Annotated in this window: 25 protein-coding genes; 9 read left to right on the forward strand and 16 right to left on the reverse strand. The window is 60.7% G+C overall.

The window, feature by feature from the left end:
* Positions 1-23: 23 nt before the first annotated feature.
* The 8 genes from ACFSE1_RS13795 to ACFSE1_RS13830 all read right to left on the reverse strand — a co-directional run bounded on the left by ACFSE1_RS13795 (position 24) and on the right by ACFSE1_RS13830 (position 5,650).
* Positions 24-431 carry a DUF3168 domain-containing protein gene (locus ACFSE1_RS13795; RefSeq protein WP_377402388.1) on the reverse strand — a complete coding sequence of 136 codons (408 nt, stop codon included), beginning with the start codon at positions 429-431 and terminating at the stop codon, positions 24-26.
* Positions 428-778: a phage head closure protein gene (locus tag ACFSE1_RS13800; protein WP_377402391.1), complete on the reverse strand. Its 351-nt coding sequence runs from the start codon at positions 776-778 to the stop codon at positions 428-430. Before ACFSE1_RS13800 ends, ACFSE1_RS13795 begins: the two co-directional genes overlap by 4 nt.
* Positions 779-1,348 carry a head-tail connector protein gene (locus ACFSE1_RS13805; RefSeq protein WP_377402394.1) on the reverse strand — a complete coding sequence of 190 codons (570 nt, stop codon included), beginning with the start codon at positions 1,346-1,348 and terminating at the stop codon, positions 779-781.
* Positions 1,349-1,415: 67 nt separating this feature from the next.
* On the reverse strand, positions 1,416-2,687 hold the full coding sequence (locus ACFSE1_RS13810) for a phage major capsid protein (protein ID WP_377402396.1): 1,272 nt from the start codon (positions 2,685-2,687) through the stop codon (positions 1,416-1,418).
* Positions 2,684-3,265, reverse strand: a complete 582-nt coding sequence (locus ACFSE1_RS13815) for an HK97 family phage prohead protease (RefSeq protein ID WP_377402399.1) — start codon at positions 3,263-3,265, stop codon at positions 2,684-2,686. Before ACFSE1_RS13815 ends, ACFSE1_RS13810 begins: the two co-directional genes overlap by 4 nt.
* Positions 3,266-3,299: 34 nt before the next feature.
* A complete protein-coding gene (locus ACFSE1_RS13820) occupies positions 3,300-3,626 on the reverse strand; it encodes a DUF6107 family protein (RefSeq protein ID WP_377402402.1) in 327 nt (108 codons plus the stop codon).
* Between the two features lie 171 nt (positions 3,627-3,797).
* A complete protein-coding gene (locus ACFSE1_RS13825; protein ID WP_377402405.1) occupies positions 3,798-4,985 on the reverse strand; it encodes a phage portal protein in 1,188 nt (395 codons plus the stop codon).
* A 17-nt stretch (positions 4,986-5,002) separates the two neighbouring features.
* Positions 5,003-5,650 (reverse strand): hypothetical protein, encoded by a 648-nt coding sequence (locus ACFSE1_RS13830; protein ID WP_377402408.1) that lies wholly within the window; start codon positions 5,648-5,650, stop codon positions 5,003-5,005.
* A 215-nt stretch (positions 5,651-5,865) separates the two neighbouring features.
* Between ACFSE1_RS13830 and ACFSE1_RS13835 the strand changes: the two genes are divergently transcribed.
* A complete protein-coding gene (locus tag ACFSE1_RS13835) occupies positions 5,866-6,003 on the forward strand; it encodes a hypothetical protein (RefSeq protein WP_377402411.1) in 138 nt (45 codons plus the stop codon).
* Positions 6,004-6,425: 422 nt separating this feature from the next.
* Here the strand turns inward: ACFSE1_RS13835 and ACFSE1_RS13840 are convergent, their stop codons facing one another.
* The 4 genes from ACFSE1_RS13840 to ACFSE1_RS13855 form a co-directional block, all read right to left on the reverse strand.
* A complete protein-coding gene (locus ACFSE1_RS13840; protein ID WP_377402414.1) occupies positions 6,426-7,814 on the reverse strand; it encodes a DNA-packaging protein in 1,389 nt (462 codons plus the stop codon).
* The gene (locus ACFSE1_RS13845) at positions 7,774-8,349 is read right to left on the reverse strand and encodes a hypothetical protein (RefSeq protein ID WP_377402417.1); all 576 of its coding nucleotides are present in this window, start codon (positions 8,347-8,349) and stop codon (positions 7,774-7,776) included. The genes ACFSE1_RS13840 and ACFSE1_RS13845 overlap by 41 nt, the downstream gene beginning before the upstream one ends.
* 216 nt (positions 8,350-8,565) lie before the next feature.
* On the reverse strand, positions 8,566-8,874 hold the full coding sequence (locus ACFSE1_RS13850) for a type II toxin-antitoxin system RelE/ParE family toxin (protein WP_346149386.1): 309 nt from the start codon (positions 8,872-8,874) through the stop codon (positions 8,566-8,568).
* A complete protein-coding gene (locus ACFSE1_RS13855) occupies positions 8,871-9,131 on the reverse strand; it encodes a CopG family ribbon-helix-helix protein (protein ID WP_377402419.1) in 261 nt (86 codons plus the stop codon). The genes ACFSE1_RS13850 and ACFSE1_RS13855 overlap by 4 nt, the downstream gene beginning before the upstream one ends.
* A 147-nt stretch (positions 9,132-9,278) precedes the next feature.
* On the opposite strand from ACFSE1_RS13855, the gene ACFSE1_RS13860 reads away from it, so the two are divergent.
* The 6 genes from ACFSE1_RS13860 (at position 9,279) to ACFSE1_RS13885 (ending at position 15,064) form a co-directional block, all read left to right on the forward strand.
* Positions 9,279-9,815, forward strand: a complete 537-nt coding sequence (locus tag ACFSE1_RS13860; RefSeq protein WP_377402422.1) for a (2Fe-2S)-binding protein — start codon at positions 9,279-9,281, stop codon at positions 9,813-9,815.
* Entirely contained in the window at positions 9,812-10,828 is a 1,017-nt protein-coding gene (locus tag ACFSE1_RS13865; protein ID WP_377402425.1) for an FAD binding domain-containing protein, read from the forward strand. Before ACFSE1_RS13860 ends, ACFSE1_RS13865 begins: the two co-directional genes overlap by 4 nt.
* Positions 10,829-10,842: 14 nt before the next feature.
* Positions 10,843-13,101 carry a xanthine dehydrogenase family protein molybdopterin-binding subunit gene (locus ACFSE1_RS13870; protein ID WP_377402428.1) on the forward strand — a complete coding sequence of 753 codons (2,259 nt, stop codon included), beginning with the start codon at positions 10,843-10,845 and terminating at the stop codon, positions 13,099-13,101.
* Positions 13,098-14,246: a catalase family protein gene (locus ACFSE1_RS13875; protein ID WP_377402431.1), complete on the forward strand. Its 1,149-nt coding sequence runs from the start codon at positions 13,098-13,100 to the stop codon at positions 14,244-14,246. Before ACFSE1_RS13870 ends, ACFSE1_RS13875 begins: the two co-directional genes overlap by 4 nt.
* A gap of 169 nt (positions 14,247-14,415) precedes the next feature.
* A complete protein-coding gene (locus ACFSE1_RS13880; protein WP_377402434.1) occupies positions 14,416-14,664 on the forward strand; it encodes a DUF4160 domain-containing protein in 249 nt (82 codons plus the stop codon).
* On the forward strand, positions 14,609-15,064 hold the full coding sequence (locus ACFSE1_RS13885) for a DUF2442 domain-containing protein (RefSeq protein ID WP_377402437.1): 456 nt from the start codon (positions 14,609-14,611) through the stop codon (positions 15,062-15,064). Before ACFSE1_RS13880 ends, ACFSE1_RS13885 begins: the two co-directional genes overlap by 56 nt.
* Before the next feature lie 20 nt (positions 15,065-15,084).
* Here ACFSE1_RS13885 and ACFSE1_RS13890 read toward each other — a convergent pair whose 3' ends face one another.
* The gene (locus ACFSE1_RS13890) at positions 15,085-16,566 is read right to left on the reverse strand and encodes a protein adenylyltransferase SelO (protein WP_377402440.1); all 1,482 of its coding nucleotides are present in this window, start codon (positions 16,564-16,566) and stop codon (positions 15,085-15,087) included.
* A gap of 225 nt (positions 16,567-16,791) precedes the next feature.
* Between ACFSE1_RS13890 and ACFSE1_RS13895 the strand changes: the two genes are divergently transcribed.
* On the forward strand, positions 16,792-17,430 hold the full coding sequence (locus ACFSE1_RS13895; RefSeq protein WP_377402443.1) for an outer membrane protein: 639 nt from the start codon (positions 16,792-16,794) through the stop codon (positions 17,428-17,430).
* A gap of 205 nt (positions 17,431-17,635) precedes the next feature.
* Positions 17,636-18,283: an outer membrane protein gene (locus ACFSE1_RS13900; protein WP_377402446.1), complete on the forward strand. Its 648-nt coding sequence runs from the start codon at positions 17,636-17,638 to the stop codon at positions 18,281-18,283.
* A 79-nt stretch (positions 18,284-18,362) separates the two neighbouring features.
* Here the strand turns inward: ACFSE1_RS13900 and ACFSE1_RS13905 are convergent, their stop codons facing one another.
* The 3 genes from ACFSE1_RS13905 to ACFSE1_RS13915 are packed head-to-tail and all read right to left on the reverse strand — an operon-like array spanning position 18,363 to position 21,511.
* On the reverse strand, positions 18,363-18,566 hold the full coding sequence (locus ACFSE1_RS13905; protein ID WP_377402449.1) for a heavy-metal-associated domain-containing protein: 204 nt from the start codon (positions 18,564-18,566) through the stop codon (positions 18,363-18,365).
* Positions 18,567-18,590: 24 nt separating this feature from the next.
* The gene (cueR, locus tag ACFSE1_RS13910; protein ID WP_377402452.1) at positions 18,591-19,016 is read right to left on the reverse strand and encodes a Cu(I)-responsive transcriptional regulator; all 426 of its coding nucleotides are present in this window, start codon (positions 19,014-19,016) and stop codon (positions 18,591-18,593) included.
* Positions 19,013-21,511 carry a heavy metal translocating P-type ATPase gene (locus ACFSE1_RS13915; RefSeq protein WP_377402455.1) on the reverse strand — a complete coding sequence of 833 codons (2,499 nt, stop codon included), beginning with the start codon at positions 21,509-21,511 and terminating at the stop codon, positions 19,013-19,015. The genes cueR and ACFSE1_RS13915 overlap by 4 nt, the downstream gene beginning before the upstream one ends.
* Positions 21,512-21,589: the final 78 nt, after the last annotated feature.

The raw sequence follows: 21,589 nt of genomic DNA on the forward strand, positions 1-21,589 counted from the left end.
TGAGTTGGTTCTCAAAAATGTCTTCAAATCGTCTCGGTCACTGCCCGCAGGCGAATCTCCGTCACCAGCGCCCGTGTCTTGCCGTCCAGCCGCTCACGGGTGGACAAAACAACGAGGTTCACCAGATGTGAGCCTTGCCCCAAAGTCGGCCTGCCCTGGCCCAGCAGCGCCTGCACCCGCGCACTCAAACGTTGCGCCTGCTGCCTGCTCGCCCCCTCGCACCACAGTTCAAGGGTCAGAAAATGCTCCTCCCCCTTTTCGGTCGCGGTGGAATAATCGCGGCTTTCCAACTCGCCATACACGATGCAGGGCAACCCTAGACGAACGGCATTCCGGTCAATGAACCCCGCTTGCCCCACCTCGGAAACCAGCCCCGCATCGCCGACAAGCCGCGTATGAATGGCCTTCATCAAGCTTGAAGCCGCGCTCATAAAAGCACCTCCTCGCAGTCGCAGAGAAAAAACCGCCCGCTCTCATCCGGGTCGCGCAGGCTGCGGATGGTCAGCACCCGCTCACCCCGGCGAAAGCGTTGCCCAGCCCGCAAGTCCGGCCTCTGGCGCAGTGTCACGCGATGGGAAAGCACGGCCCGCTCGGCTCCCGCCAGCTCCACCTGACGGTGCCACACCGCCCCCTGCACCAAAGGCTCAATCCGCGCCCAAACCTCCGTCACCGCCACCCATTGGGTCAGCGTGCCGCCCTGTCCGTCACTGGTTTCCTGTGGCACTTCCAGCAGAAGCCGCGTGTTCAGCTGGCCGGGATCGAGAGGAAGCGGCACCATCTACAGCCTCCGCATCCGGTAGGCCGCCAACAGCCGCTCATAGCCCTCCGGCACGCCGCCCGGCTGCTGCTCGGGGGCCAGCACACCGCGATAGGCATACATCAGCGCAATGTGCATCAGCATGGCCCGTTTCAACGGGTCCGGCACCTCCGCGCCGCTTTCGCCAAAGCCTGCGGTGAAATCGATCTCGATGCCGTTCACCGCCTGTCCCGGTAAAGGCGGGGAGCGAAGCCAGAGCCGTGCCGGTCGCGCCTGCCCATCCAGCAGGTGATCATCAAGCGAAACATTCACCGGCTTGCCATCGGCCTCATAAATCGTCGCCGCATCAATGGCTTGCACCGGCCCCCTGATAATCTGAACCACGCCGTCCTTCGGCCAGCGGTCCAGATAGAGCCGAAGCTTTTGCCGCAATAGGCAAAGGCCCGTCTCACGCTCCAGATGCTCGCGGGCAGTGGCGATCAACTGCTGCAACAGGTCGTCTTCAGCGGAAGTGTCGATCCGCAAATGCGCCTTCACCTGCCCAAGCGTCAGCACCTCCGCCTGCGGCGGTTCAATCAGGGCATAGGTCATGAAAATTCCTTTTGACAGTCGAAGTCAGATCGATCACCCCACCAAGGGGCGGGATGATCGCACCCCCTTAGTTCGCGGCGAATTTCACCAGCTTGATCGCCTCGAAATTCTGCACCCCGCCGCCCACACGCTTGGTGGTGTAAAACAGCACGTAAGGCTTGGCGGAGTAAGGATCGCGCAGAATGCGAACGCCGGTGCGGTCCACCACCAGATATCCGGCGCGGAAGTCACCAATGGCAATCGGCAGAGCGTTTGCACCAATATCCGGCATCTCCTCGCCTTCCGCCACGGGAAAGCCCATCAGCGTCGCGGCCTGCCCCGCCGTTGCTGGCGGACGCCACAGGTAATTGCCATCGGCATCCTTCAGCTTGCGAATTTCCCCTTGGGTGCGCCGGTTCATCAGGAAAGTCGCGTTCTGGCGGTGTCCGGCTTTCAGCGAATAGATCGCACTCACCAGCACATCCGATGCACCAGATGTGGCAAAGGCACCCGCCGCCCCGGTTGCCACATAGCCAAGCTTGCCCCAGCTCCAGCTACCGTCCGCCACCGTGTCATAGGAAAGAAAGCCCTTCGGCTTGTTCACCCCGTCGCCGCGAATGAAGGCGTCCCCCTCCTGCTCGGCAAACACCGTGTCCACTTCGCTTGCCAGCCAGGCTTCAATGTCCACCGCCGCATCGTCCAGCAGCGTCTGGCTTGCCGCTGGCATGGCGTAAAGCTCCATGGTCGGGAAGGTCAGCTCCGAAAGCTGCGGAGAGGCGGTCTGCGGTCGTGCCGCCGTTTCGGTCACCCAGCCGGTCGCCGGTCCCGTCAGCGCAAAGGGCTTTTTCAGCACGGCGGTGGAAACGGTGCGCACGGTGGAAAGGGCGCGCATGGGAGACACCACGCTCAAGCGGCGACCAATTTCGCTATCCACCGGGTCCGGCACCAGATAGCCGCCATCGCTGCTCGATCCGGCGCTCATCGCCTTGGCTTCCAGCTCGCGCAAGGCCCCCTCATCGCCCCGGCGCATATAGGCCTCAAATGCTGCCTTGTGCTCGGCCGCCTCCGGTCCCGTCTCCGGGCCACGGCCAAGGGCGGGCCTTGCCTTCTTCAGCGCCAGCTGGTCCAGAACCCGCTTCTGCTCGTCCATGCTGCGGTTTATCCGCTCCAGCTTGTCGCGGGTCACCACGTCGGCGGTCAGCTTCTGCTCGATCTCGTTGAGGCGGCGGTCGTTCACCTCCTTGAAGCTCTCGAAAGCCTCCATGAAGTCGTCGAAGGCCGCCGTCATCGTGTCGGGCACGGCCTTCACCTCGGGCGACATCTTGTGCTCCGGTGCCACCTGCATTTGCGTCTCGCTCATAAGGCTTTTCCTTTGAAAGTGTTTGTCAGCATGGATTTTGCGGCCCGGCGCATGGTGCGCACGAGCTCGGTTTCACGGTCGCGGAAAAACCGCGCCTGCTTCACGTTGGAAATCCTCGCCGATGGCAGCATCGGAAAGGTCACAACGGAAATCTCCCAGAGATCGGCTTCCAGAATGCGCCTGATGCCCGTCTTGGCCTCGTTGCGGGCGCGCACGGTGCGAAAGCCGATGGAAAGCCCGTCCAGCGCGCCGCTCTTCATGAGCGCATGCACCTCGCGGGCGCGGGCCACGCCCTTTGCAAGCTGGCCCTCCACATAAAGGCCACGACTGTCCTCGCGGATCGTCGTCCAGGCGCCGATCGGCTCGGCCGGATCGTGCTGATAGAGCATGCGCACACCATTGGCACCGCGCTCCACCAGCGAGGCCTGAAACGCGCCGCGCTCAATCACGTCCTTGCCCAGATCCACCTCGCCGAAAAGGCTGGCATAGCCGCTGAAGGTGCCGTCGCCGCCCAGTTCGGAAATCTCCAGACTGGCAAATTTGCGCGCGTTGGGCCGTGGCCCGCGATACACGTGCATGAAAATCTCCCGATTGTTTGAAAAGTTCAGGCGTCTACTGGCCGCTTTCCGGCCTTGTCCCGAGCCGCCCCACCACGCGCACCAGGGCCCCCAGCACCCACCAGGCGGTCAGGCTTGCAGCAGCAGAGCCGGAAAGCGCCGTTTCCAAAGCGGTCAATTGCCCCGCCAGTCCCAGTTTTTCGGAAAGCCAGATCCCCGCTGGTGCGCCAAACATCACGCCGCAGCAGGCCCCGGTCAGGAAGCGGCTCACCGCCTCCTTCCAGCTGTCGGGCAAAAGATAAACGAGCGAGACCCAGGCGCCTGCCGTGGCCCCCACCACCCTTGCGGCAAACAAGCCGCCATCCTGACCAAGATCGGCCATCGTGTTCACCTCATTTGAATGTTTGAAATCAACCGCTTGAGCCCCATCCCTCACAGCCTGATTCAGCCTGTTCAGAAACTGATTCATGACAGCGCCGTGCGCCGTGTGCGCACTAAGGACGCTGTCACGCTTTGAACCGCTGCATAATTTTCACCTTAGATCGGGTACGATCTAAGGAATTATGCAGTAGCCCACGGCCTGCCGCTTCTCCTCGTCGGTGAGGAAGCTTGCAGAACCAATCCGGCTCCACAGCGCGTCGCGCTCGGCGGAAAGTCCCGCCACCTGGTCGAGGTCCGGTTCCAGCCTCAGGCTCTGCCCATAAAGGTCTGAGAACCATGCGGAAAAATTCTGCGCCGTGCGGGTCAGAAGCGGCACCACGGTCAGGCGGAAGAAGGCTCGGTTCGCCTCCTGATAATTGGCATAGGTATTGTCGCCGGGAATCCCCATCAGCATGGGCGGCACGCCCAGCGCCAGCGCAATGTCGCGGGCCGCACCGTTTCTTGCCTCCATGAAGTCCATGTCCTTGGGCGAAAGCCCCATGGCCTTCCAGTCCAGCCCGCCTTCCAAAAGCAGCGGCCGTCCCGCATTCACCGCGCCCTGATAGCCCGCTTCCAGTTCCGCCTTCAGCCGGTCATAGGCATCGGGGGAAAGATTGCCGCCATCCTTGGGTTGATAGACCAGCGCGCCGGAAGGTCTTGCCGAATTGTCCAGCAGCGCCTTGTTCCACTGGCTGGCGGCATTGTGCAGATCAAGCGCCGCCCCGGCTGCGGAAAGCGGCGAGAAGCCGCCGTGATCGTCGAGCGGGTGGAAAAGCCGAAGATGCAGCAGCCCGTTTGCATCCGGGCTGTGCGCCGCAATCCGCCGCCTTGCACCGCCATTCACGCGGTAATCATAGGCCATGGGCCAGCCATCCGCCCCCACCACCACGCTCACCCGGTCGGGCCGCAACACATGCAGTTCGCGAAGCACGCCCCCCACAAGCAAAGCCTCCACATAGGCATTGCCGGAAAGCAGAAGATGGCCAAACAGGCTTTCAAGAAAATCCGCCCCCACCTGCCGCGCATTGGGCCGTGCCAGAAGGGCAAGTGCCGAGTGCTCCGCCATCTCGCGGTCGCCGTCATAGGCAAGCCAGGGCACGCAGGCCGCCGCCTCCGCCACCATGCGAATGGCACGGTAGGCCACGGGGTTTCGCATCAGCCCCGTGCGGGAAAGAGAGGCGTAGGAGCGGCCCGTCCACTGCACGCCTCCCTCTCCCGCCAGAATGGAAAAGCCCGCGCCGGAAAAAGTCCCGGCTGCCTTGCGCTCAGGCACGGCTTTGCCTTTGTCCGTGGTCGCCCACGGCCATTTGGGAAATCTCATCGTGATGATCCTGAAATTCAGCCCAGGCTAAGCCCGATGGCGGTCGCGAAAATCACGCCGAAAAGACCGATCTCCTCGGCGCGGTTCAAGCCGTTCACCACACGCCGCGCATTCACCCAGTCGCTTTTCGTGGCGTTGAAGAAGTCGTTCAGCGCATAGCCGGTGAAGCGTCCGGCAATCATGCCATCGAAGAGAATGCGCACCGCCGTCTCCGGCTCCATCGCCTTTTCCGGCGCGTCTTCCAGCCGATAGGTGCGGTAATTGTCGCGCCCGGTAATCTGCACCAGGCCCCGGCCGCGAAAGCGCCAGCCATCGCCACTGGCAGCGCTGCCATTGCCCATGCGGTGGGCATAGATGCGGTTGGCGATCCGCTCCGGCTGTCCGGCAAAGCGTTCAGCATCGGCGGGCAGGAAATAGCGGTGAAAGTTCTTCACCAGCCCCTCGGCGGAATAATTCAGATTCTCCTCCACCGGCTGCATGCGCCGCCCGGTTTCGTGATAGGCGGTGGCCAGGCAATAGGCCAGAAAGCGCGGATCGTTTGCGGCGTAATTCGCCTCCCATGCGGCCAGAAGCGCATTGTGGCCGTCCACTTGGCCTTGCGTCATCCGCCCCTCGTAAAGCCGTGCGCGGACCTGATCGAAATAGCGCTTGCGCTCAACCTTCATGCGAATCTCCTGGAATAGTGGCACGCGCCAAGGCTGCAACACAGCGTTTCCTGTGGGCAGCAGCCTAGCGACGCAACCTTGTGCAAATGTTTCAATCGATTTGAAAAATGCTAATCGGTTTAGGTGTTTAGCGCCCTATTTACTTTCCAATAACTGTATGGAACCAACGGCGGGCAAGGCAGTTATCTGCCCGGCATTTCGTTTAGAAGGAGATCATGAAGATGCAGCAGCCAGCCTCTGTCCCGACCGCTGCCACGGCGCCGAAGCAGCCTATCCCGCAGCATTTGGTCGACCGTCTTGAGTCTGAATGGCGTCAGATGCGCGAAAGCGCAGCCAGCCCCATCAAGCGCTGATATCTTCTGCCGCCGGCTTCATCGCGTCCTTTGAAGCCGGCTGCATGTTGAACTGGATTTGCCAGTTACTCTGAATCTAAATGTCTCCAGTCCAAGCCGCTGCCCTTTGCCCAAGGGGCAGCGGCTTCTTTATGCGATGCATGAAAGCTGAGATTTGATGACGAAAGCAGACGCGCACTGCCATGCGCACTTGGGAGAATAGGTCACCCGAGCCAAGGCGAAGGCCTCGTCATCGACTGGAGGTGAGCTAATGTGGTTTCTGCCCTTTAGCATCACTCTTAGAATAAGAAAAACCCGCACAAGCTGGCAGGCTGAGGTGCGGGTTAGTGTCTTTAACTAAGAGAAACGGAGGCAGGGTTGCACCCCTGTCTCCACTCCAGCTTCAATATAGCAATCCTTAGGCATCCCGGCAACGCCCCCTTTTACAATCCGCGCACCCGCGGCTCGCTCTGCCCTTCCAGCATCAGCGCCGTCAGCGCCCAGACCAGTGCATCCAGCCGGTCGGGAGAGCGCCCGCCGGAAAGCCCATCCGGCCCGAAGTCACACATCTGGTCCTCAAGCGCTGTAAAGCGGCCTGAATGCGCCACGCGGCCCTGCTCATAAAGCGCGGCCACCGGCTCCGCCCGCAAAAACTTGCCCCGCGTTGCCCGCACCTGTGTCAGCGGCAAAGTCTCGTCGATGCTGCGCAGCATGGCCGCCACCATCTCGCCGCCCTGGTTCACCTCGGCCACCACCCGGTCGGCAGAAAAGCGGCGATAGGCCTTCACCACCTCCTGCGCCCACCCGGCGGGGCTCAAGCCTTGCGCAGAACAATCGGCCAGAACCACCGCCCTGCCCGTCGGCTCAACGCCTGCCACCACAATGCCGCAGCAGGAGTTTTCCCCCGCCCCGGAAGGTGGATCGACCGCCACTACAACCCGCCGAAGAGAGCCCGTAAAGCGAATGCGCAGCGCGTCGAGGTCTGCCCGTTTCCACAGAGCATCCGCCCTGTCTTCGATCAGCTCGCCCTCCAGTTCCTGACGCCCCAGGCGACTGCCGCCATAGCGCGCCTCCAGCCCCTTCACGAAACTGGGGGAAAGGTTCGCCGCATTGTCCCGCGTTGAAATCCGCACCAGCCGTGTTCCCTCATCAGTCATCAGCCGTTTGAGGATTGGCACAGGCCTTGGCGTCGTCGTCACCAGTTGGCGGGGGTCGTCCCCCAGCCGCAGACCGAATTGCAGCATGTCGAAGGTCGCTTCCGCATATTTCCATTTCGCCAGCTCATCGCACCAGGCAAAATGAAACTGCGGGCCACGAAGGCTTTCCGGATCTTCGGAGGAGAAGATCTGTGCCATCGCGCCATTCGGCCATACCAGCCTGCGCCGCGATGGCTCGAAATCCGGCCGGTTCTGCCGTGCAATCCGGCAGATGCCGGAGGCACCGTCAATCATCACCTCGCGGGCATCGCCCAGCGTTTCCGCCACCAGTGCAATGCGAAGCTCACTTTTACGGCTACTGGATGCCAGCGCATGAACCCATTCGGCCCCGGCCCGCGTCTTGCCGGAGCCTCTGCCGCCCATCACCAGCCAGGTGCGCCAGTCACCCGGCGGCGGCTTCTGCTCCAGCCGCCCCGTCAGCGCCCAGAGCTGGCGAATGCGGTGGCTATGCGCCTGCCAGCCTTCCGGCGGAGCCGCCTCGCGAACATCCCGAATGCGCGCCTTGTCCTGAGCAGCAAGGCTCTCTTCCAGCCTGTCGGCCAAACCCCATGTGGTATCCCGTTCGCGCACAATCTCACGCATCCGGCGGTCTTTCTCCGCCAGCAGAGCATCCATTTCCTCCCTCAGGCGGGTCGGCCCCAGCCGCACGGCATCCGCCTGTGCCAGCGCTGAAATCGCGCTTCCACTGCTCGAAAAGCTCCTGTGCGCGGGCCTCGATAAGCCGTTCCACCTCATGCACCGCCTCCGGGTAACCGCTTTCGTTGGCCTGCCGCTCCTCCTCCATCTCGCGGTCACGCAGAAGCTGCCTTTGCAGGCCGTCCACCTTTTCCAGCGTTCGCACAATCAGGCTCATGGCATCGCCTGCGGCCTTCAAATCGGCACGGGCAAGCTTCTGCGCCGCCTCGTCCCCCACTTCGCACAGCGCCTCCGCCTTGGCGCGCAGGTCGCGAAACGCAATGAATTGCGCCCGCATCTCGCGCATCATCTCGGCCAGAAGCTGCCGCTGCTCCTCGGCACTTGCCGCCGCATCGGCACTTTTCAGCTCAAGCAGAACCCCGTCCGCCGCACGCTTCGCCTGTTGCCCCAGCACAGGCTCCTCCGTTCCCGCGCCGCCAAACAGCGCAAGGTCCACATCCCGCCACGCATCCATCCTTGATCAGCCCTTAACCAGAACCCAGCCCATCGCCGGATAGGCAAATATTCCTTTACCCCGGAAACAAAAAAGGCCCCGATCCATTCCTGAACCAGAGGCCGCATGTCCAAAGCCATCCTGTTTGCCAGCAGGTCCTCCCCGCCGCTCACACTTCTTCGACTATGCCCAAACCCTATCAAACCAGCGTGACGCCGTCAAGGACTATTTTCCTATTTATTCTTCATCCTCTTCAACATCCGGCACCGCAGTCATCATCCGGCCATGGCGTATAAGAATGATATAAACATGTTGTCCGTCAAACAGGTAATCGAGCAGATAATCACCCACCACCAGCGTCAAACTATCTTTCAGTTGCAAGCCATAACCGCGTTTGCCCGCTTTCGGAAAGGCTTGCAGCATCTGCTGTGCGTCTTTCATGGCAGAGGCAAAGTTGCGAGCAGCAACGGGACTGCGTTGACGCAGATAATGCGCTTCGCTTCTGAGGTAATTCGCTGCCGCTTTTGACAGACGAACTTTAATCACGCTACCTTACCAGCAATTATGCGGTCCATTTCAGCAATGACAGCATCCATATCTTCGGTCTCGCCCGCATCAATCTGCTGCTTTCCTTTGATCGCAGACAGTATATCACCGCCTTCATTCATCAAATAAGTCCGTAGTGCCCGCACGATAATGTAGCTGCGCGAGCGGTCTGTCGCCTCAGCAATGGCTTCTACTTGGGCCAGAATTTCGGCTGGTACTCTTAATGTTACAGAGTCGCTGCTTTGCGTCTTGGGCATACGAGCCTCCTTGATTGCAAGGCAATGTAAGACAATGCAAGACATCGCGCAATCCCGCCTCACCCGTTTGAGCTTCGGAACAAACCGCGCAAACCCTCGTTGTGCCCGGAACATTTTCTCCGAGACCCCGGCACAAGAGGATTTCCGATGCAGCATGAATCCGGGCGTATTGCGCCATCTCCCCGGTCCGTCAGTGTTCCGATCAAGCTCACCATCAATGGCGAAAGCCATGAATTCGATCTTCCGCCCTTCGTCACACTGCTGGATTTGCTGCGCAATCATCTGAAGCTTTCAGGCACCAAGAAGGGCTGCGATCACGGCCAGTGCGGGGCCTGCACGGTTCTGATCGATGGCGTTCGCATGAATTCCTGCCTGAAGCTCGCCGTCAGCGTTCAGAATGCGGAAATCACCACGATCGAGGGCCTCGGCACGCCGGAAAACATGCACCCCATGCAGAAGGCTTTCGTGGAACATGATGCCTATCAGTGCGGCTATTGCACGCCGGGGCAAATCTGTTCTGCCGTGGGCATGCTCATGGAAGGGCATGCCCACAGCCGCGAGGACATCCGCGAATTGATGAGCGGCAATCTCTGTCGTTGCGGGGCCTATACCAACATTGCCGATGCCATTGAGCAGGTCATGGGGACTGATGCCGCCAAGGTGTGGAAGGAGGCCGCAGAATGAGACCGTTCGAATATATTCGCCCCTCCGCCGTCGCGGACGCGGTTACCGCCCTTCTCGCCCAGCCCAGCGCCCAGCTTCTGGCGGGCGGCACCAATCTTGTCGATCTGATGAAATACGATGTCACCCATCCAACGGCGGTCATCGATATCAACGATCTTCCCCTGAAGGAAATCAAGGTCTTGGAAAGCGGCGCGCTCTGCATCGGCGCGCTCACCACCAATGCCCAGGTGGCCTATGATCCGCGCATCCAGTCGGATGTGCCGCTTTTGTCCTCTGCCATTCTGGCCGGTGCTTCGGCGCAGCTTCGCAATGCGGCCACCAGCGGCGGCAATCTGCTTCAGCGCACGCGCTGCTATTATTTCTACGATCCGTCCACCCCCTGCAACAAGCGCAATCCCGGCAGTGGCTGTTCGGCCATTGGCGGCGTCAACCGCATTCACGCGATCCTGGGCGCCAGCGATCAGTGCATCGCCACCCATCCCTCCGATATGTGCGTGGCGCTGGCCGCGCTTGATGCCATGGTGGAAGTCACCGGGCCGGAAGGCGACCGCGATATTCCCTTCCTGGAATTTCACCGCCTGCCCGGCGATCACCCGGAGCGGGATAACACCCTCCAGCACGGGGAAATCGTCACAGGGATTCGCGTGGATGCCAGCCGCTTCAACAGGCATTACAGCTATCTGAAAATCCGCGATCGCCTGTCTTACGCCTTCGCGCTGGTCTCGGTCGCCGCAGCACTCGATATCGAAGATGGCAAAATCCTCGATGCCCGCGTGGCGCTGGGCGGGGTTGCCCATAAGCCCTGGCGCGATCCTCTGGCAGAAGCGGAACTGGCAGGCCAGCCTGCCACGCCGCAAACCTTCGAGGCCATGGCGGCTCGGCTTCTCGCCGGGGCAAAGGGCCAGGGCCAGAACGATTTCAAAATCCCCATGGCACACCGCGCCATCGTCCGGGCCATGCGTCAGGCGGCAGAAGGCCGTCCGCAGGTTCAGGCGGAAAAGCGCATTGTCTAAGGGAGGAGCAACCCATGCCAGATAGCACATCCCGCGTGATCGGCTTTCCGATCTCCCGCATTGACGGCCCGCTCAAGGTCACAGGCCGCGCACCTTACGCGGCAGAACATTTCCCCGCCGATATGCTGCATGCATTCGTGCATGTCGCCACCATCGCCAGTGGCCGCATCGAGCGGATCGATCTTGCCGATGCCGCCAATTATCCGGGCGTCGTGAAGATCTACACCCACGAAAACCGCCCGCGCGCCGCCTGGTGGGATAGCGCCTGGAAGGATGATGTAGCCCTTCCCGGCCACCCCTTCCGCCCCTTGCAGAATGATCGCATCCTGTTCGATGGACAGCCTGTTGCCCTTGTGGTGGCAGAAAGCTTCGAAGCCGCCCGCGATGCCGCAGCCCTCATCCGCGTCTCTTACGTGGAAGAGGAACCCGCCACCAATATTCTCGTGGAAGAACGCAATTCCTATGAGCCGAAGGAAAAGCGCAGCGGCATCGCCCCGCCACCGCCGCCACGCGGCGATGCGCAAGGCGCGTTCGAGGCGTCTCCCTTCAAGATCTCCGCTGAATATGTGCTGGAAGGCGAACACCATAACCCCATGGAATTGTTCGCCTCCACGGTCATCTGGGAAGAGGATGGATCACTCACCATCCACGATAAAACCCAGGGCTCGCAAAACAGCCAGGGCTATGTCTGCGGCGTGTTTGAACTGCCGAAGGAGAAGGTGCGCGTTTTCAACCGCTATGTCGGCGGCGCGTTTGGCTCCGGCCTTCGCCCCAAGCACCAGCTCTTCCTGTCGGTCATGGCGGCGCTGGATTTGCAGCGCTCCGTCAAGCTGGAACTCAGCCGTCGGGAAATGTTCTACCTCACCTGGCGTCCGGCCACCGTCCAGCGCGTTTCCATGGCAGCGGACCAGAATGGCCACCTCAGCGCCATCCTGCACCATGCGGTGGAAGCAACGTCGCGTTATGAGGATTATCAGGAGGTCGTCGTCAACTGGTCGGGCCTTGCCTACAAGTGCGAAAACGTAAAGCTCACCTATGAGCTTGCTTCCATGAACGTTTCCACCCCGGGCGACATGCGTGCGCCGGGTGCGGCCACCGGGGTCTTCGCGCTGGAATGCGCCATTGATGAACTCTCCTACAAGGTCGGCATCGATCCGCTGGAGATGCGCATCCGCAACTTCGTTCACATGGATCAGAACGAGGACAAGCAGTTCACCTCCAAGGCTCTGCATGGCTGTTATCGTCAGGGCTCGGAAGCCTTCGGCTGGGACGATCGCAACCACGCGCCGCGCTCCATGCGCGATGGGCAGGATCTCGTCGGCTATGGCGTTTCCACCGGCATCTGGGAAGCGCAGGTCACGAATGCTGCGGCCCGTGTGCGGCTGAATGCGGATATGAGCCTCCTCGTCTCCGCCGCCGCCTCCGATATCGGCACCGGCACCTATACCATTCTGGCGCAGATCGGCGCGGAGGGTTTCGGCATCACAACCGATCAAGTGATTGTCGATATTGGCGATTCCGCCCTGCCAACCACCTCGGTGGAAGGCGGCTCATGGACTGCCGCCTCCTCCGGCGCTGCCGTCCAGTCCGCCAGCATTGCGGTTCGCGCCACCTTGCTGAAGCACGCACAGACGATGGAAAACTCGCCGCTCGCCAAGGCAAGCGTGGAGCAGACGGCCATTCGCGAGGGCCGTCTGGTGCTGGATGTGAACGATCAGGTCGGCGTTTCGGTCGAGGATATCTTTGCCCATGTGGGGCTCTCCTTCATCGAGGAGGAAGGCAAGGCCGCCCCCGATCAGGCCACCCAGAAAACCTTTTCCAGCTACACCCATTCGGCAAACTTCGTGGAAGTGCATGTGGATGAGGAACTGGGTGTCATCCGTGTCACGAGGGTGGTCGTCGCCGTTGCCGCAGGCCGCATTCTCAACCCCAAGACCGCACGCAGCCAGATCCTTGGCGGCGTGGTCATGGGGCTTGGCATGGCGCTCTATGAGGAAGGCATGTTCGATCACCGCACGGGTCGGATCATGAACCATAATCTGGCGGAATATCATGTGCCATCGCACGCGGATGTGCAGGATATCGAGGTCATTTTCGTGGAAGAGCACGATGACAAGACCAGCCCGCTCGGCGTCAAGGGATTGGGCGAAATCGGCATTGTCGGCATGGCAGCCGCCGTTGCCAACGCCATCTACCACGCCACCGGCAATCGCGTGCGCCATCTGCCGATGACCATCGACAAAGTGTTCTACGCCAAGGAGGCCGCAGAATGAACGGAACGATCCCCGCACGCCTTCAACGCTTCGATCCTTCCCTTGAGCAGATCGATCCGGATGAGCCACAGGTGACGGAGGCCTTGACCGAGACCATGCTGTCCATCGCCTATAAAACCTATGCCGATAGCGCCCATGCCATTCGCTGCGTCCATGCCAAGAGCCATGGCCTGCTGGAGGCTGAGGTGGAGATACTGGATCATCTTCCCTCACCGCTCGCACAGGGCATTTTTGCTCATCCCGGCACTTTCGATGCCGTGCTGCGCCTGTCCACCACCCCCGGCGACCTCTTGCATGACAGCGTGTCGGCACCGCGGGGCATGTCGTTGAAAATCCTCGATGTGGAGGGCGACCGCCTGCCCGGTTCGGAACACTCCACCTCTCAGGATTTCGTCATGGTCAATGGCAAGGTCTTCAATTCCCCCAGCGGCAAGGCCTTCCTCGGCAATCTGAAACTCCTGGCCGCGACGACCGACCGGGCAGAAGGTGCCAAGAAGATTTTCTCGAAGCTTCTGCGGGGCGTGGAAAGCGTGGCAGAGACAGTCGGCAAGGAATTGACCCCGGTAAAGGTCATGGGTGGCCAGCCTATGACCCATATGCTGGGTGAAAGTGTCTATACCCAGGTGCCGGTGCGCTTCGGCCACCATGTCGCCAAGCTCGGCCTTGTCCCGGCTTCCGAAAACCTGAAAGCACTCATCGACAAGCCTGTCAGCGTCAATGGCGATGAGGATGTTCACCGCCACCTGATCGAGGAATTTTTCAGGCACGAAACCGCCGTCTGGCATTTGCAGGTTCAGCTCTGCACCGATGTCTCGGAAATGCCGATCGAAGACCCCATGGCCCTGTGGGATGAGGAAAAGAGCCCCTATATCACCGTTGCCACCGTCACGGCCCGCCCGCAGACAAGCTGGTCGCAGGAGCGTTCCGAAATCGTCGATGACGGCATGAAATTCTCGCCCTGGAACGGCATCACAGACCATCAGCCGCTCGGCCAGATCATGCGCATGCGCAAGCTTGCCTATGAACGTTCCGCCGCCTTCCGGTCCGAGCGCAACCGGACACCCGTTACCGAACCGCGCAGCTGCCCCTTCCACCATGCGCCTGCAAGCGTGGTGGAGGAAACGCAGGCGCGCGTCTTTCCGTGAACGCGGCGTGGGTGGAGGCTGGGCATGGGATGCTCGGCTTCTACTTCAGATGATGAAAGATCAAAAACAGGAGGCATTTTTCAATTTATCCGCGCATGGAAAGAGCATAAGTTGAGCCAGAACGATTTTGGTTTTTTGTCTTTCCTAAGCGCTTGGGTTTTGGTATTTTATGCCTACTGTTTTCACCTTTAACGGGTTGCGGGTCGTTATTTATCTGAATGATCATCGCCCGGCACATGTTCACGTCTTGGGAAATGGCTGCCAGGCAATCTTCATCATGAATTGCCCGGATGGACCGCCGACCTTGCGGGAAAACATGGGTTTCAAAGCCCGGGAATTGGCCAGTATTGCAAGGAGCCTCCATGATGCGCGCAAGACAGCCTGTGATGAATGGACCAGACTACACGGGGCCTTCTGAGGCGGAGATCCATGCCGCAAACCTGCGTGGTGCTGAAACCATGCGAGGGCCTCGCGCTATTGCTGCGGCCTATGACAAGGAAAATAATGCTCTGCGCATTACCCTCGCATCAGGCGCCTATGTCGGCTTTCCCATAGGACAACTGGAAGGCTTGGCGGATGCCGATCCCGTCAAGGTCGCCAATGTGGTTGTGGAGCCGCCGGGGCTTGGCTTGCACTGGCCGGATCTCGATGTGGATCTCTACCTGCCTGCCCTGCTGGAAGGCGTGTTCGGTTCACGCAAATGGATGGCATCGCAACTCGGCGCCGCTGGCGGCAGCACCACGAGCGCAGCGAAAGCCGCTTCTGCTCGCATGAACGGGAAGAAGGGAGGCCGCCCGCGAAAGGCGGCATCCGCGTAAATCCGCAGTCGCCCTCTCCCTCACGTGCCGCAGAACGTCATTTTCACCTTCTGCTCGTCCAGCGGCGCTTCCCGATACTCATCAAAGTCCGCGTGGTCGGCATAAGGGTCTGAAAGGGCCTCCAGCAGGCGGTGGAAGGGTTTCAAATCCCCGTCCATGGCGGCGCGAATGGCTTCTTCGATGCGGTGATTGCGCGGGATGATGGCAGGATTGACGGTTCGCATCAGGCTCGCCGGATCGCTTGTCTGCGGCTCGCGCGCAAGGCGAGCCCGCCAGCGCGGCAAAAAGCTTTCCGCCTTTTCCCAGGGCACGAAGCCTTCCAGAAAGCGTGCCTCCGCATCAAGCGCCGCCTGCCCTTCCTCTGCTGCGGCCAGATCCGTCAGCCGCCGAAAGGTCAGCGTGAAATCCGCACGCCCCTCCTCCATCGCGGAGAGCAGATCCTGCACCAGTTGCGCATCGTCCGGCTCCTCGCTGGCAAGGCCGATCTTGCGGCGAAAAACGGCAATCCATTCCGCCTGAAAGATTTCGCCGAAGGATTTCAGCACGCCATTGGCCTTGTCGACTGCCGTTTCCTCATTCGCATCCAGAAGCGGCAGAATGCATTCCGCCAGCCTCGCAATATTCCATTGGCCGATGCCGGGCTGGTTTCGATAGGCATAGCGGCCCTGCCGATCGATGGAGGAGAACACCTTCATCGGATCATATTCATCCAGAAATGCGCAGGGGCCAAAGTCGATGCTCTCGCCCGAAATGGTCATATTATCCGTATTCATCACGCCATGGATGAAGCCGATACCCAGCCAGCGGGCAATCAGCTTTGCCTGCCGTTCGGCAACCGCCTGCAGCAAGGCGAGATACGCATCCTCGCGCCCCTTCAGTTCAGGATAATGGCGGTCGATCACGTAATCGGCCAGCAGGCGAATGGCATCGCCATCTTCCCGTGCCGCAAAATACTGGAAGGTGCCAACCCGCACATGGCTGGCAGCAACACGGGTGAAAACCGCACCCGGCACGGCCTGTTCGCGATAGACCGGCTCGCCGGTCAAGACAGCGGCCAGCGCCCGCGTGGCGGGAATGCCCAATGCCGCGAAGGCTTCCGATATGATATATTCGCGCAGCACCGGGCCAAGGGCCGCACGGCCATCGCCACGCCGCGAGAAGGGTGTTGGGCCAGATCCCTTCAGCTGAATATCGCGCCGCACACCCTCGGCATCCACCACTTCACCTAAAAGAATGGCGCGTCCATCGCCCAATTGCGGGACGAAATTGCCGAACTGATGCCCGGCATAGGCCATGGCCAGCGGCTCTGCCCCCGGCGGCAGCACATTTCCGGAAAAAATAGCCGCCAAACGCAGGGAATCCGCCGGATCAAGGTCCAGCTGAAGTTTTTTTGCCAGCGCCGCATTGAACTTGATCAGCACCGGCCCGCCCACATGCTCCGGATAGACCGAAGCAAAAAAGCGCTCCGGGAGTCTGGCATAGGAATTATCGAATGGAAACAATGTGATGCTCCTGAATGGCACGCGGGAAACGAGAGGAACTGGCGCCGCGTTTCATAGCATGAAATTGGGGTTTTAAACGCCAGACGCAAGGGAAGAACCGCGATCCCGCCCGGATAGTTTCTGACTATTAATCACAACTGAGGGCTTGCTGTTGCACTTCTGCTACAGCATTTCCGCGCACATGCCCTAGTTTGTTAGCATCTCGTAATAAAAGGGAGTGCATCCATGAAAAAAGTTCTTCTTCTCGCCGCCGCAGTGGCTTTCTCCGGCTCCTCCGCAGCGCTGGCCGCAGATGCGGTGGAACAGATTCCGGAAGCACCAATGGCTGTCGAGACCGTTGTTCCGACCTTCACCTGGAATGGCGGCTATGTCGGTATCCTCGGTGGCTATGGCTGGGGTAATGGTGACGCTTCCGTGCCGGGCCTTTCCGCCAGCGACGATTTCGATGGCGGCCGTCTTGGCGGCTTCGTAGGCTACAACTGGGCCATGGCCAGCGGCTTTGTCGTCGGCCTTGAAGGCGACGTACACTACGACTGGAACGAAAACACCTATGCCAGCACGGATGTCGGCACGGATTGGGGCGGCTCCGTTCGCGGTCGCGTCGGTTATGCCTGGGATCGCGCATTGCTCTTCGCAGCAGGCGGCTGGACAGCAACCAACGGCTACATCGAAGGCCCCGGTGTTGATCAAAGCGAAACCTACAACGGCTGGACCCTTGGCGCCGGTCTTGACTACGCCTTCACCGACAACATGTTTGGCCGTCTGGAATATCGCTACAACGATTACGGCGACAAGAACATTGCCGGCATCGACACAAGCTTCGACCAGCACGTTGTGAATGTCGGCCTCGCCGTCAAGTTCTGATCGACAGACCGTATCCCGGTTTCAAAGGCCCGGAAGCCGCAAGGTTTCCGGGCCTTTCTCATGTGCGGCAGTGAAGACATTATTACCATAAAGTAAATCGTAATATAAAGGGATGCGAAACTGATTTGATGTTACTTTTTTACTACAGACATACTCTACCCTTTAGAGTTACCGAATAGCGCCTACAACCTTTAGGAAAGACGCTATGAAGTATTCATTCGCATTTGCTGCATCCATTTTCCTCGCCAGTTCCACGGCCGTTTTCGCCGCTGACGCCGTCACCCAGGTTCCGGAAGCGCCTGCTGCTGCAGAAGCTGCATCTGCCTTCACCTGGGCTGGTCCCTATGCCGGTGCCTTTGGCGGCTATGGCTGGGGCGAAGGCAAGGGAAGCGCGACTGGCCTGAACGGCAAGGATAATTTCGACGGCGCCCGCCTCGGCGGCTTCATCGGTTACAACTGGGTTGTTTCCGGCGGTTTCGTTGCTGGTCTGGAAGGCGACCTGGGTTACGACTGGAACAAGAACACCTATTCCGTGCTTGGAACTAATGTTGATCTCGGCACCGGGCTTACCGGTTCTGCCCGTGCTCGCGTTGGCTACGGCTTCGATCGCGCCCTCGTCTATGCGGCAGGCGGCTGGACCGGCACCAATGTCAATCTCGAAGCAACCGGCGTCAAGATTTCCGAAACGTTCAATGGTTGGACCATTGGCGCTGGCGTAGACTACGCCATCACGGACAAGATGTTCGCACGCGCTGAATATCGCTACAACGACTTCGGCGATAAGACATTCGACGGCGGCAAGATCAGCTTCGATCAGCACGTGGTCAATGTTGGCGTCGGCGTAAAGTTCTGATTGCGGTGGGGGAAACACGCCCCCACAGCCACAGGCTTACCGGCAGAAGCCCCTCCCGCTCCACCGGGAGGGGCTTTTTTTATGCAAGCCCGATTTTTTCCGGCGAATAGCCTGCATCGCGGATTGCCTCTTGCGCCTTGTCGGCATCGCCGCCATCCAGCGTCACCCGGTGATTTGCCAGATCCACCGCCACAGGCACACCGGGCAGCGCCTTTGCAAGCGCAGCGGTCACGGCCTTTTCGCAATGGCCACAGGTCATGTCCGGCACGTTGAAAACAGTCATGGTTTCATCCTTTCTCTCGTCAAATCAATGGGAACCACGCTGCGGCGCAGCGGGTGGCGGTGTGTGCTCGGCCAGATCCTCCAGGATCGGGCAATCGGGTCGCCCGTCGCCAGAGCAGCAATGGGCCAGATGTTTCAGCGTCTGAACCATGCCCTGCATCTCCGCGATACGCCGCTCCAGATCGGCAATATGGGCAACGGCAACCTCTTTCACCGCCGCACTTTCACGCGCACGGTCCTGCCAGAGCGCCAGCAGCTTTTCGGTTTCTTCCAATGAGAAGCCAAGCGAGCGGGCGCGGCGAATAAAGCGCAGCACATGCACATCGCTCTGCCCATAGACGCGATAATTATTCTCGCTGCGGCCCGATGGGCGGATGAGGCCAATCTGCTCGTAATAGCGAATCATCTTGGCGGAAACGCCGGATGCCCGGGACGCTTCACCGATATTCATCGTGCCACTCCCTTCAAATCCATCTGTCTTAACCTCAGCGCATTGGTCAGCACGAAGACGCTGGAAAGCGCCATGGCACCTGCCCCGATCATGGGGGAAAGCTGGATGCCGAAAGCGGGGTAAAGAGCGCCCGCCGCCACCGGGATCAACGCCACATTATATCCAAAGGCCCAGAACAGGTTCTGGCGGATATTGTTCATTGTGGCATGGCTGACGGCGATGGCATGGGCCACCCCGGTCAAGGCGCCGGAGGAGAGAACCACATCGGCGCTTTCTATGGCCACATCCGTTCCCGTGCCGATGGCAATGCCCACATCGGCGGCGGCCAGTGCCGGTGCATCATTGATGCCATCGCCCACGAAAGCCAGCGGCCCGTGGCGGGCACGAAGGGAGTGCAGCGCCAGCACCTTGCCCTCCGGCAGCACTTCGGCCACCACATCATCAATGCCCACCTGCGCGGCAATGGCGCGGGCAGTGCGGGCATTATCGCCGGTCACCATGGTCACCGCGAGCCCCATCTCCCTCAGTTGCGCAATGGCTGCGCGGCTTGTTTCCTTCAGGGGATCAGCAACAGCCAGAATGGCGGCGAGCCTGCCATCCACCGCCGCATAAAGCGGGGATTTTGCCTCATCCGCCAGACGCGCCGCCTCCTCAGCGAAGATAGACACATCGAGGCCGTTTCGGGCCATCAACCGGTCCGCGCCCACCATGACGCTGCGACCTTCGACGCTGCCTTCAATGCCGAAACCGGCGGTGGCGCGAAGAGTTTCGATGGCGGCAAGCGACAGGCCGCGTGCCTTCGCCGCCTTCACGATGGCTTCTGCCACCGGATGTTCGGAACGCGCTTCCAGCGCTGCCACCAGCGCCAAAACCTCTTCCTCGCGAAAGCCTTCCGCAACCGCCAGGTCCGTCATCTCCGGCTGCCCCCTGGTGACGGTTCCGGTCTTATCCAGCACCACAGCCTTCACATCCCGCAGCGCCTGCAGGGCATCGCCCTTGCGAAACAGAACGCCCAGATCTGCCGCGCGGCCCGTGCCGACCATGATGGATGTGGGCGTGGCAAGCCCCATGGCGCAGGGGCAGGCAATAATGAGCACCGCCACCGCCGCCACCAGCGCATGCGGAAGCACAGGCGCTGGACCGACCAGCAGCCAGACCACGAAAGTGAGTGCTGCCACGGCCATGACAGCGGGCACGAACCAGGCGGTGACGCGATCCACCATGGCCTGAATGGGCAGTTTCGCGCCCTGCGCCTCTTCCACCAGCCGGATGATCTGCGCCAGCATGGTATCGGAACCGACCTTTTCCGCCCGGAAGCGGAAACTGCCGCTGCCATTGATGGTGCCGCCGATGACGGTTGCGCCCGCGGATTTTTCCACGGCCAAAGGCTCGCCGGAAATCATGCTCTCATCCACATGCGATGTGCCATCCAGCACAATCCCGTCCACGGCAATGCGTTCGCCGGGGCGCACCTGCAGCACATCGCCCACCTCCACCTCATCGGTCGGCAGATCGACGGTCTCCCCATGACGCTCCACCCGCGCCGTCCTGGCCTGCAGGTTCAGCAGGCGGCGGATGGCAGCGCCAGTGCGGCCCCGGGCTCTGGCTTCCAGCAGGCGGCCGAGCAGAATGAGGGTGACAATGACGGTTGCCGCCTCAAAATACACATAGCGGGCCTGTTCCGGCAAAAGCTGCGGCGCAAAGGTTGTGACGCTGGAATAGGAATAGGCGGCCAGCACGCCAAGCGCCACCAGCGCGTTCATTTCCGGGTGGCCGCGCAAAAGCGCTGGAATGCCCGTTTTCAAAAAGCGGAAGCCGGGGCCGAAGATCACTGCCGTCGCCAGTGCGAAATAGGCGTAGTAAAGCCATTGCCTATCGACAGCGCCCATCAGCCAGTGATGGAAGGGCGGATAGAGATGGCCGCCCATTTCAGCCAGGAAAAGCGGCAGGGTGAGAAGGGCTGCAATGGCGAGATCGCGCCGCAGAACACCTGCATCCTCCTCATGATGGTTGTGGCCGGCGTCATCTGCTGAGTGATCGTGCCCTGCATGGGGCTTGGGCCTTGCCAGCGAAAGCCCGGCAACCTTCACCGCGCTTGCGAGCTGACGGCGAAGATCGCGCCCGAAGGCTTCCACGGCAATCTGCGTCTGCCCGGCTTCAAGACTTGCGGACACAAAACCCGGCAGGCGGCTGAACGCGGTGCGCAGATGCTCCAGCGCATCCGGCGTCAAAGGCTTCTCCAGCGTCAGCGCGATTTGCTCGGCCTTCGGCTCATAGCCCACCTTGCGGATGGCCTCAGCCAGAGCGGAGGCGGAAAAGCCCTGCCCCGGCTCGACGCTGAGACTTTCGGTTGCGAAATTGACGGAGCTGGCCGCAACGCCCGGCACCTTGGCGGCCGCATTTTCCACCCGCTTCACGCAGGAGGCGCAACTCATGCCCTCGACCGGTATGATCAGCGGCTCGGTGGAATGATCGGGTTTGACAATCTGGTTCATGGGAAGGGAGTTCCTTTTGCTCCATTCCCATGTAGGGCTTCCCATGATGGGAAGGTCAAGGGCGAGTGCCGAAAATTA

It is taken from the genome of Affinirhizobium helianthi (assembly GCF_042680945.1).
In the GTDB taxonomy this organism is placed as follows: domain Bacteria; phylum Pseudomonadota; class Alphaproteobacteria; order Rhizobiales; family Rhizobiaceae; genus Neorhizobium; species Neorhizobium helianthi.